This is a genomic window from Lysinibacillus alkalisoli, assembly GCF_014643595.1.
Taxonomy (GTDB): Bacteria; Bacillota; Bacilli; order Bacillales_A; family Planococcaceae; genus Metalysinibacillus; species Metalysinibacillus alkalisoli.
Genome location: NZ_BMJT01000003.1, coordinates 307,560 through 319,103 on the forward strand (window position 1 = coordinate 307,560; position 11,544 = coordinate 319,103).

Here is an 11,544-nt window from a genome sequence, read left to right on the forward strand (position 1 = left end):
TACTTTCTTTAGATGAGGTACAGGCTCATCTCTCATTCTTTTTGGGATTTCGGTTTTCTTATGACTAACAGCAATAGTATGCAGGTGTATAAATTTACGTTTAACAAATGGTAGCCCAAAGGTAAATTTATTGTACCTTTATACGTAAAAAGGGGTAGTACTTGTTAATAACATTTGTCAAACACGTTGGATTACATGCCATTCGGTAAAAGCTACCGAATTATTGGGTGTAACATTGACGCCTTACGCTCACACCAAGTCATACTAACCAATGAAGGAACGGTCTACAAATGGTATTAACGTGAGAGCTAGAGAACTAGCTCTTGTTAAGAGTATATTACAATCAGAATTATCTGTCAATTGAAATGTTGTAAATGTAAAACTTTTTTCTATAAACTATGTATCATATCAGTTAAGCTATAAGGATAGAGGTGATAATAAATGAACGAAGACGTATTTTTAGCGGCAGTCAAAAGTGCCTATGCTCGCTTTGATGGAAGCCATGATTTTACACATATTGAACGTGTACTCCAAAATGCAGAGACCATTCTCCAAACCGAACCACAAGCGAATGCAGCGCTTGTGAGATATGCCTTATTATTACATGATGTGAGTGATAAGAAGTATGCTACGAGTAAAGCGCAAGAAAACGAATTGATTGCCATGTTACAGTTAGCACCTCATCAAGAACAGCAACTGCGTCATATTATAGCAGCCATTTCCTTTAATGGGGGACAAGAGGTAGCAACGACGATGTTAGAAGCTCAAATTGCAAGAGATGCAGACCGTCTTGATGCCTTAGGTGCGATAGGCATTGCACGTACTTTTGCTTTTGGTGGGGCAAGAGGGCGAAAAATATACGATGATACAGAAATCATTCAAACAGAAATGACAGAAGAACAATATCGTACGAATACCAATTCATCCGTAGCTCACTTTTATGAGAAATTATTAAAATTAAAAGACTTAATGATTACACCTAAAGGCAAACAAATGGCACAACAGCGCCATGCTTATATGGAGCAGTATTTACAGCAATTACAGAAAGAGAGAGAAGGATTATTATGAGTCACTTAATTGTACAACAATTAACTAAAACAGTAGGTGATAAAACGTTATTCCAAAATATAGAGTTTACGTTATATGAAGGAGAACGAGCAGGCCTTATTGGGATTAATGGCACAGGTAAATCTACCTTATTATCAATTATCGAGGGTAGTATGGATGCTGACCATATGCTAATGGATCACCCGAATAAATATCGCATTGCCTACTTAGCGCAAGACCCTCAATTCACAGCAGACGATACCGTTTTACAAGCGGTCTTTTCTAGTGATTCTCCTTTAATTCAATTAAATCGCGATTATGAAGATGCCTTAGCACAGCTTATGACAGATGCAGAAAATGAAACCAAACAGCAAAAGTTATTCCAGTTACAACAGCGCATGGACGAAGAAAACGCGTGGGATATTAATGCCTTAGCTAAGTCTGCCTTAACAAAGCTTGGTATTACAATGTTTGATCAAACAATGGCAACATTATCAGGTGGTCAGAAAAAGCGAGTAGCCCTTGCTAAAGTATTAATTGAACCAGCAGATTTATATTTATTAGATGAGCCTACTAACCATTTAGATGCCGACTCTACAGCTTGGTTGCAAGAAGCGGTTACGCGTTTAAAAGGCGCTGTTATTTTTATTACACATGACCGTTACTTTTTAGATGAAGTAGCCACACATATTTATGAATTAGCAGATCAAACATTATACCGTCATGTAGGGAATTATGGCGATTATTTAGAAGCAAGAGCGGAACGAATAGAACGAGAAGCGAGCTCACAGCAAAAGTTGCAAAATCGTTATCGTTCGGAGTTAAAGTGGGTGCGCCGTGGTGCTAAAGCACGTACAACGAAACAAAAGGCAAGATTACAGCGCTTTGATACATTAAAAGACCAAGTGACACATCAAACAGATGATGACCATTTAGATATGAATTTGGCAACGACACGTTTAGGGCGTAAAGTGCTAGAAGGTGAGCATGTGCGCAAGCAATTTGACGACCGTGTTATTATTGCTGATTTTTCTTTTTTACTCAAACAAGGTGATCGTATTGGGATTATTGGAGCCAATGGTGCTGGAAAGTCAACCTTATTAAAAATGTTAGCAGGCGAAATTGATTCGGATGGTGGAGAAGTGTTTGCAGGCTCCACAGTGAAGCGTGCCCATTTCAAACAAGAGCTGCCTAAAATGAATGAACAAGCACGTATGATTGAATATATTAGAGAAGCGTCAAATGCCATTACAGATGCCAATGGTGAGAGTTACTCAGCCGCTCAAATGTTAGAGCGCTTTTTATTTCCATTACATGTTCACGGCACGATTATCGGAAAATTATCAGGTGGTGAGCGTAAAAGACTTTACTTATTACGCTTATTAATGGAACAGCCTAATGTTTTACTATTAGATGAGCCAACGAATGATTTAGATATTGAAACATTAGGTGTGTTAGAAGATTTTATTGAACATTTTCCTGGTGTAGTCATTACCATTTCACATGACCGATTCTTCTTAGACCGTATTGCGAGTCAGTTATGGTATGTTAAAGATGGTGAAGTAACTTCTTATATGATGCGTTATACCGAATTTTTAACAGCGATTAAGGAGCAAGAAGTAGAAGCAGAAAAAAGCGAAAAAATAAAACCCCTACCTGAGAAAAAGAAAGTGCAAAAGAAAAAATTATCATTCTCTGAACAAAAAGAGTGGGAAACAATCGCAGCTGATCTTGATACTGCAGAGCGACTTATTGCTGAAATTGAACAAGATATGGCTTCATCAGGTAGCGACTTTACAAAGCTACAAGAATTACAACAACGTTTAGACGAACAAAATGAACGTTATGAATATTTAATTGAGCGTTGGAGTTATTTAGAGGAAATTGTAAGTGGATAAGGAGTGTAGACAATGAAAATTATCACAATTGAACCAACACCAAGCCCTAATTCAATGAAGGTAGTTGTAGACCAAGAGTTACCTTTTGGAGAAAGCTATAACTTTACAAAAGCAAATGCACAAGAGGCAACAGGTGAAATCGCGCAACTACTAGCAATTGAAGGTGTGAAAGGTATTTTTCGCGTTGCAGATTTCTTTGCAGTAGAACGCAATGCTAAGTTTGCATGGGAAGTTGTTCTTGCAGATGTGCGCCAAGTATTTGGTGAAAAGGTAGAGGCAGAAGAAACCGCACAACCTGTAGAACATTTTGGTGAAGTTTATGTACATGTTCAAATGTATAAAGGGATCCCGTTGCAAGTTAAAGCCTTCACACAAACGGACGAACAACGTGTGGCTATGCCTGACCGTTTTACGAAGGTATTAGACGAATTACTAGCAGCAGTAGAAGATGAGAACTATATTTATTTACGCAAGTGGGTCGATTATGGTGTACGTTATGGTGATTTAGCAGATGTAGCAAATGAAGTAGCTGCAGAGCTAGCTATTACATTCACAGATGAACAATTGACAGCAATTCAAGCAGCTGCCATGTCAACACAAGAAGTATTACCAACAAAAAAACAGCCACTTCACTATGAGACATTTGTCCAAGCTTCTACAGAAGAGCGCTTTAAAATGCTAGATAATATGATAGACCCTACTGTAGAAGATGTAAAAACATTAGCAGTAGCGTTGCAAGATGAGAAGATGTCTGTGCGCAGACTTGCCACTGTTTATTTAGGCATGATAGAAGATGAAGCAGTTGTCCCTTATTTAACAGAGGCTTTACAAGATAAAAGTGCTGCTGTGCGCCGTACCGCTGGTGACTGTATTAGTGACTTAGGTTTTGTTGCCTTTGAGAAAGCTATGATTATGAGTTTGCAAGATAAAAATAAGCTCGTACGCTGGCGAGCGGCTATGTTTTTATTTGAGACGGGTACAGAAGCAGCACTACCTGCTTTGGAAGCCGCTGCAAACGATAATGAATTTGAAGTAAAACTCCAAATTGAGATGGCGATTGCTCGTATCGAACAAGGCGAAGAGGCACAGGGTTCTGTGTGGAAACAAATGATGGAGCGTTAAACCCTAAATGGGAGACCATAAGTGGTAGAGGGAAGCAGGATAAGCCCTTTACCACTTTTTTATTTATGCATAGGCAGTGGGTTCAAGACTCCCATATATTTTACTAGGTATGGTAGAGTAATCTGCCAAGTAAAAAAAGAAAAAAATTCTTTATTAACGTTAAAATTTTGTGATAAATGCAAAACTACTATGTATTTTTTAAAAAATAAAGTTGTTTTTTTGTTTTGTTGCTATAATGAAAAGCTGTGTGTACAAAGTGGGGTTATTGTATGTCAAATGATGGATGAATAGGAGTGCTACCTGTTTATAAATTCCTTTTACCTCGGATTTTAACAGTGGGTATCATACGGTACTCATATTATGTTACAAAAAAAACGTAAGAGAATCGTATGTTTTACGTAAATGTCAATGATCTATTTCAAAAAACTGAAAAATGAAACGAGCGCTTACATTTTACTTTGACAATGAATGAATAACCGTGTATTGTACTTAACAGAAGTATTTTGAACTGACATTCCATTCTGAATTATCAGAAAATTTGACTGTACAATAGTATTGTACTGATAATAAAGTTGGGTATGCATGTTTCAATATTCTGAAAATTTAGTAAGGAGTTTTTCACATGAACCGATTGTATGATTTCACAAAGGAGAACCTTGCAGTAGGCTTATTTTTATTCGCATTATTTTTAGGTGCAGGTAATATCATTGGCCCACCATTTTTAGGGCAACAAGCAGGAGAAAATATTGTACCAGCATTGATTGGCTTTTTAATTACAGGTGTCGGTCTGCCATTGTTAGCGATTATTGCAGCCGCGCGTGCAGGGGGCGATTTATATACATTAGCTAGTCGTGTACACCCATGGTATGGTTTGATTTTTACATCTATTATTTATTTAACAATAGGTCCATTATTTGCTACACCACGTGTAGCTACAGTTGCTTATGAGATTGGGGTTATTCCATTTTTAGAATACTTACCAGCAGAAGTGGTTGAAGGGCGTTGGCCGTTGTTAATTACCTCGATTATTTTCTTTAGTTTAGTGTTATACTTAGCGCTGAATCCGAGCAAAATGGTAGACCGTATTGGTAAAGTATTAACACCGATTTTACTCGTTACTATTTTAATTTTATTTATTAAAAGTTTACTTACACCGATTGGTGAGCTGCAACCTGCTCAAGGAAATTACATAAGTAATGCATTGACAGAGGGCTTTATTGAAGGTTATGTCACAATTGATGTATTGTCGGCTTTAGTATTTGCGATTGTTATTTTACAAATCTTAAAAGAGCGTAAAATCTTTGACCAGCGCAAACAAATTGTAACGATGTCGTTTGCTGCAGTAGTAGCTGCAGTAGGCTTAGCATTTGTTTATATCGCACTTGGCTATATTGGAGCAACAAGCGTATCTGAAATAGGTTATGCAGCTAATGGTGGTGAGGTCATTCGACAAGCTACGGCGATATTGTTTGGTGATTTTGGCAAGATTTTATTAGCGATTACGATTATTTTAGCTTGTTTCACAACAGCAGTAGGGTTAATTGTAGCAAATGCACAATTTTTTAATCGGATTTTTCCTAAAACCTCATATAAAGGTTTAATTATCTTATTTACTTTAGTGAGTGCTGTATTTGCTAACTTCGGTTTAACCAAATTACTAGAGACGACATTGCCAGTATTATTATTTATGTATCCACTTGCTATTGTATTGATGTTTATTTCATTTATTGACCATTATTTCAATGAGGCGCGTATCGTATACATTTGTACGCTTATTCCAACAGCGTTTGTCGCATTACATGATGCATTATATGCACCTGATCAACCGTTAGGCATGTATACAGATATTGTGGCGAATTTACCATTATTTGACCATAAATTAGCATGGATTTTGCCAGCTGTTATTGGCTTTGCGATTGGTTTAATCCTTTATAAAGCATTACCTAAAAAAAGAGAATATGCGTAGATATAAAAGAGCGGGGCTGTTTATAGCCTCGCTCTTTTTGTTTCAATAGTATTTAGGTGATTGTTTTTATCTTTTGTTTAGGTGTGTAGATGGTATAAATAATACCTGTAAATACGAGTATAATACCAACGGTTTGCATCGTTGTTGGCATAAAGTCGAGCAGTAACATATCTAATAAAATAGCTACGACAGGGTCTACGAAAACGAGTACCGATACGATGATCGTAGGTAATAAACGTACGCTATCGAAGAATAAATAATACACAAAACCTGTGTGAATAAAGCCTGTGCCCATAATGTATAGCCAGTTACTCATTGTTAAGCCTTCAAAAACGGTAAAGTCGCTAAATGGCGCTAGTAAAATAATACCTACAAACGTTTGTGTGAATGTTAGGGCATAGGCACTTAAATGATGAATAGTTTTACTAGTAAATACCGTTAACGCATAAAAGATAGCGGATAAAATAGCCCATACAAATCCCGATTGATATAAGTCTTTAAAAGAAGTGAATTGCTCTATGCCAATAATTAAAATACTGCCTAAAAAACAAATGATAATGGCAAGTACATTGCGAAGCGTTAAGCGTTCTTTTAAAAAGATTGTACCTAAAATAAGAACAAAGATAGGTGCTAAATTATAAATAGAAATTGCAATAGAAATAGACATCTCTTCAAATGCCTTAAATAAAAACACCCAGTTTAAGACGATAAAGATGCCGCAAATTAAAGTGCGTACAACTTCTTTTTTTGACCACTGTTCGGTTTTATGACCGCCTGTGAGTAACCATAGCATACCTAAAAACAATGTGGCACAAATGCAACGTATAAAGACAAGCTCTAGCGCAGGGATGCCAGTATGAACAGTGAAAAAACCAATTGAACCAAAAATAGCCATTGAAACGGTTAGCTTAATCATAGCTGAAATATTCATTGTATTAACTCCTTTTCTAACCGTAACATTACTATAGCAAAACTACGTGAAAATAGGGAGTATTCAAAAAATTATGAGCGGATTTGCCCACTACCTGTAATCATGTATTTTGTTGTCGTTAGTGCAGGTAGCCCCATTGGCCCTCTAGCATGTAATTTTTGTGTGCTAATGCCAATTTCTGCTCCATAACCAAACTCAAAACCATCTGTAAAACGTGTAGATGCATTGTGATAAACAGCGGCTGAATCAACATGTTGTAAAAAATAGTCTGCGTGTCGTTGATTTTGAGTAATAATAGCTTCTGAATGGTGCGTACTATTGGCATTAATAATCATTACAGCTTGTTCAACATTTTCTACGACTTGAACGCTGACCGTTTCATCTAAATATTCTGTTGTAAAATCCTTTGATGTAGCAATTTGCGCTGTTGGAAAATAAGGTTGTACATGTTTATCTGCGATAATCGTTACGCCTTGGTTAGCGAGTGCAGTTAATACTTGTTTTCCATGATTTGCTAAAAATGTTTTTGAGAGAAGTAAACTTTCGAGCGCATTACACACAGAGGGGCGCTGTGTTTTGGCATTGATAATAATAGTTGTTGCCATCTGCATATCAGCACTGTCATCTAAGAAAATATGACAATTGCCAGCACCCGTCTCAAGCACAGGTACCGTAGCTTCTCGCACAACGAGTTCAATCAGCTTTTTACCACCTCTAGGAATTAAAACGTCTAAATATTCCGTTAATGTAAAGAGTGAAGCGGCTGTTTCGCGAGATGTATCTTCAATTAACTGTACACTATTAACAGGCACAGCACTTTGTTGCAATGCGTCATGGATTATATTGACTAAGGCAATGTTGGAGTGCTTGGCTGATGAGCTTCCGCGTAATACAACCGCATTACTTGTTTTAATAGCTAGTGTTGCAGCATCAATTGTAACATTCGGACGCGCCTCATAAATCATACCAATAACGCCTAACGGTACACGTTTTTTACGAATATGTAGCCCATTTTCTTTTGTTATCTCCTCTAAGATCTCGCCTACTGGGTCGGGCAGTGTAATGAGTAGTGCAATGGCTTCACTCATCGCTTGAATGCGTTCTTTAGTTAGTAATATGCGATCTAAAACAGCTTGGTCTAAACCAAGTTGTGCACCACTTGCTATATCTTTTTCATTTTCTTGTAGCAAGTAACTTTGCTGGTGGCAAAGAGCCTCAGCAATGTATTGCAGTGCCTCATTTTTTTGAGCAGTCGTTAGGTGATTTAATTGATAACTTGCTTGTTTTGCTAATTGTGCTTTCTTGATAACTTCATTCATGTGTATTCCTCCTCATATTGCACCCAGCGATTACGATGGATGACTTCAATTTGTTTGGTCTTGGTTTGTCCGATGTATTGCACTAAATCTGTTTTAGCGTATTGCACCTCGCCACGCCCTAGTACACGTGATAAGCCATGTACTTCTACCACATCATGTTTTACAAAGTCTCCTTCAATACGTGTGACACCTGCAGGTAACAAACTTTTTCCGTTAAACATTAAGGCGTCTTCTGCACCTTCATCAATATAAATCATGCCTTTAACTTCTGCTAAACGTATCCATTGTTTTTGTGTTGAGGTAAACGTTAAATCATCACGCTCAATGTAAGTGCCATCGCCATGTCCTGCTAAAATGCGGAGTAATTTATCCGCACCTTGTCCTTTACCGATAAATACTTTGACGCCAGATTGTAAAGCGCGTTTTGCGGCTAATAATTTAGAAAACATACCACCTGTGCCTACTTTAGACGTACCTTCTGCTTGTTGCAGTACATCATCTGTAATAGTGGTTAAATGATTGATGCGTGTCGCATCTTTAACAAGTGCAGGATTAGCTGTGTATAAGCCATTCACATCGGTTAAAATGATGCATTGCTCGGCATGAATTAAACTACTCACTAATGCGGATAACATATCATTATCACCAAAGGTTAGCTCAGCTACAGAGACAGAGTCATTTTCATTGATGATGGGCACTAAACCGCGCGCTAGTAATTCTTCTAAAGTAGCGTAAATATTTTGATAACGCTCTTTGCTTAAAAAATCTGTACGTGTTAATAATAGTTGCGCAGGCGTTATGTCGTATAGGGCAAAGCGTTCGTAATAATGTTGGATTAATAAACTTTGCCCAACAGCTGCAGCCGCTTGTTTGCCTTTTAATGTGACAGGGCGATGGGGATAGCCTAATTGCTTAAATCCTGCGGCAACAGCACCAGATGACACAAGAATTACATCGTATCCCGCTTTTTTTAATTGAGCGATGGCTTGTACATGGTCATTAATTTGCAACGTGTCTAACTCGCCATAAGCGTTTGTGAGTGAGCTACTGCCAATTTTCACAACAATTCGTTTCATAATCGTCCCTCCTTAATAAAAAAAAGCCCACTTCATCCTATAAATAGGACGAAGTGAGCTTAGCTCCGTGGTACCACCTAAATTGAATGTTTATACATTCCACTTAAACTCCTAACGCCGAGACCGCGCCTAGTATTAGTAGGGCTTAACATTGAAGTAGGTTTTGTAATTGTACTGTACGATACCTTTCAGCCGGTGAATATCGCTCTCTTTTCAGCCAGTATTACATAGTAGTCTTCAACACGCTTTTATATAGCATGCCCGATAAGGAGATAAATGTCAAGTTGATTATTTATAAGTTTACCGATATAAAAATGCGATAATAATAATAGGCGAGACCATGATAAACGCAATAAATATAGGCCAAATAATCCGTTGGTAACGTTTTTTTAATGGAGGTTCTAATGAAGTTTGTTCATAAAGTTTTTGAATAGCTAATTGCTCCTTAGCAAATAACATAGTTTGAAATTCATCATAATCCTCGATATAGGAGGAGGGGAGTTGTGGGCTGAGGCGCAATTGTAAAATGGCATCCGTTACTTCCTCCTCATCCAACCAGTAGGTCAATACAGGCACTAAACTAGAGGATTGGCTAGCTTTAACCTCCACGTCAACACGCTTCATATAATAGGCTGTTGTATGATGATGTTTTCGCTCTTCGATCAGTCGATTAAGCGCTATAATAATCGCCACCTTTTTTCTTTTAGTATAAAACAATTGTCAGCAAACAGCGAATGCATACATAACATGCTATTCCTTTTTTTTGCAACTACCAACAACTTTGTTATAATGAAGTTGTTAGTTAAAGAAAGGGTGACGACCATGACATTACCTCGCTATGTCACAATCGCAATGGATCTAGCTGAGCGAATTTATCAAGGCGAATTGTTAGAGGGTGAGAAAGTATATGGCCGCTCAACTTTAGCAGCGAGTTATCGTGTATCGCCAGAAACGGTGCGTCGTGCTGTGAGGTTATTAAGTGAGATGGATGTTGTAAATGTATCAGATAAAAGTGGTATTTATATTAGATCACGTCAACAAGCATACGTTTTTTTACAACATTATAATACACGACAAAACTTTGAAGAAATCCGTGCTAAAATTGCTCATTTACAAACGGCTAAAATGCAAATTGAACGAGAATTAAATGATTATTTAGATATGTATATGGAATACGCAATGGGACTTGAGCGCCATCACAAAAAGGACCATGTACAAATTATTATTGATGCGACTTCTCCCATTATTAATCAAACGGTAGCTTCAACACAGTTTTGGCGCCATACAAATGGCACTATCTTATCTGTGAAGCGAGACGGTATGGAGTATATTTCGCCAGGGCCAGACTTTACATTCCAAGCGAATGATGAGCTAACAATTGTATGTGCCACGCAGTATCGTGAGCGTTTAGAGAAGTTTTTAGAACAATCTTTATAAGGAGGTTATCATGTGCTAGCTGAAAAAATACGAGATGCTAAGTCTGTTGTGATATTTACAGGGGCAGGGATGTCAACAGAAAGCGGCTTGCCTGATTTTCGTTCGTCTCATGGAGTTTGGCAAAATGTGAATCCGAGTGAAGTAGCTACAATAGAAGCACTCAATAACAATGTGACGCAATTTTTCGAATTTTATCGCACACGTGTTTTAGGTGTTAGGGAATATCAGCCTAATCAGGGGCATTATATTTTAGCCAAATGGGCGAATGAAGGGCTAGTCTCTACTATTATTACGCAAAATGTAGATGGCTTTCATACCGCAGCTGGTGCACCAGAAGTATTGGAGTTACATGGTACGCTACGCACTGTACATTGCCAAACATGTGGCAAAAAATACAGTAATGTGATGTATGAAAAGCAAACGTATTATTGCCAATGTGGTGGTACATTACGTCCTTCTGTCGTATTGTTTGGTGAGTTTTTGGATGAGCATGTGATGTTTAAGGCAACCGTAAAGAGTGAAAAGTCTACTATATTTATCGTGTTAGGCTCGTCCTTGACGGTATCGCCTGCTAATTACTTTCCGGAGTTAGCCAAACAACATGGTGCCTATTTGGTCATAGTGAATGCCGAGCCAACACCTCTTGATGCTATTGCAGATGAAGTCATTCAACATGAGAGGATAGGCGCATTTTTAACACGTATGGATGAAGAAATTACGCAACTCAGAAAACAAAGATAGACTTTGG

At 37.8% G+C, this 11,544-nt stretch carries 10 protein-coding genes; 6 read left to right on the plus strand and 4 right to left on the minus strand.

Annotation, left to right across the window (positions count from 1 at the left end; translation table 11 throughout):
• Positions 1-441: 441 nt before the first annotated feature.
• The 4 genes from IEW44_RS05960 (at position 442) to brnQ (ending at position 6,033) form a co-directional block, all read left to right on the plus strand.
• Positions 442-1,068 carry an HD domain-containing protein gene (locus IEW44_RS05960; protein ID WP_188614122.1) on the plus strand — a complete coding sequence of 209 codons (627 nt, stop codon included), beginning with the start codon at positions 442-444 and terminating at the stop codon, positions 1,066-1,068.
• On the plus strand, positions 1,065-2,945 hold the full coding sequence (locus IEW44_RS05965) for an ABC-F family ATP-binding cassette domain-containing protein (protein WP_188614123.1): 1,881 nt from the start codon (positions 1,065-1,067) through the stop codon (positions 2,943-2,945). Before IEW44_RS05960 ends, IEW44_RS05965 begins: the two co-directional genes overlap by 4 nt.
• 12 nt (positions 2,946-2,957) lie before the next feature.
• Positions 2,958-4,067 (plus strand): conserved virulence factor C family protein, encoded by a 1,110-nt coding sequence (locus IEW44_RS05970; protein ID WP_188614124.1) that lies wholly within the window; start codon positions 2,958-2,960, stop codon positions 4,065-4,067.
• A gap of 622 nt (positions 4,068-4,689) precedes the next feature.
• A complete protein-coding gene (brnQ, locus tag IEW44_RS05975; protein WP_188614125.1) occupies positions 4,690-6,033 on the plus strand; it encodes a branched-chain amino acid transport system II carrier protein in 1,344 nt (447 codons plus the stop codon).
• Positions 6,034-6,085: 52 nt separating this feature from the next.
• Here the strand turns inward: brnQ and IEW44_RS05980 are convergent, their stop codons facing one another.
• The 4 genes from IEW44_RS05980 to IEW44_RS05995 form a co-directional block, all read right to left on the minus strand.
• Positions 6,086-6,964 carry a DMT family transporter gene (locus IEW44_RS05980; RefSeq protein ID WP_188614126.1) on the minus strand — a complete coding sequence of 293 codons (879 nt, stop codon included), beginning with the start codon at positions 6,962-6,964 and terminating at the stop codon, positions 6,086-6,088.
• Positions 6,965-7,035: 71 nt separating this feature from the next.
• Positions 7,036-8,283, minus strand: coding sequence for a glutamate-5-semialdehyde dehydrogenase (locus tag IEW44_RS05985; RefSeq protein ID WP_188614127.1), 1,248 nt, complete (start codon positions 8,281-8,283; stop codon positions 7,036-7,038).
• On the minus strand, positions 8,280-9,359 hold the full coding sequence (proB, locus tag IEW44_RS05990) for a glutamate 5-kinase (RefSeq protein ID WP_188614128.1): 1,080 nt from the start codon (positions 9,357-9,359) through the stop codon (positions 8,280-8,282). Before proB ends, IEW44_RS05985 begins: the two co-directional genes overlap by 4 nt.
• A 300-nt stretch (positions 9,360-9,659) precedes the next feature.
• Complete coding sequence (locus IEW44_RS05995; RefSeq protein ID WP_188614129.1) at positions 9,660-10,052, minus strand: sodium:proton antiporter; 393 nt, start codon at positions 10,050-10,052, stop codon at positions 9,660-9,662.
• A 129-nt stretch (positions 10,053-10,181) separates the two neighbouring features.
• Here IEW44_RS05995 and IEW44_RS06000 point away from each other — a divergent pair, with 129 nt between their 5' ends.
• Both IEW44_RS06000 and IEW44_RS06005 read left to right on the plus strand, forming a co-directional pair.
• Positions 10,182-10,796 (plus strand): GntR family transcriptional regulator, encoded by a 615-nt coding sequence (locus tag IEW44_RS06000; protein ID WP_188614130.1) that lies wholly within the window; start codon positions 10,182-10,184, stop codon positions 10,794-10,796.
• A 12-nt stretch (positions 10,797-10,808) separates the two neighbouring features.
• The gene (locus tag IEW44_RS06005) at positions 10,809-11,537 is read left to right on the plus strand and encodes an NAD-dependent deacylase (protein WP_188614131.1); all 729 of its coding nucleotides are present in this window, start codon (positions 10,809-10,811) and stop codon (positions 11,535-11,537) included.
• Positions 11,538-11,544 lie beyond the last annotated feature (7 nt).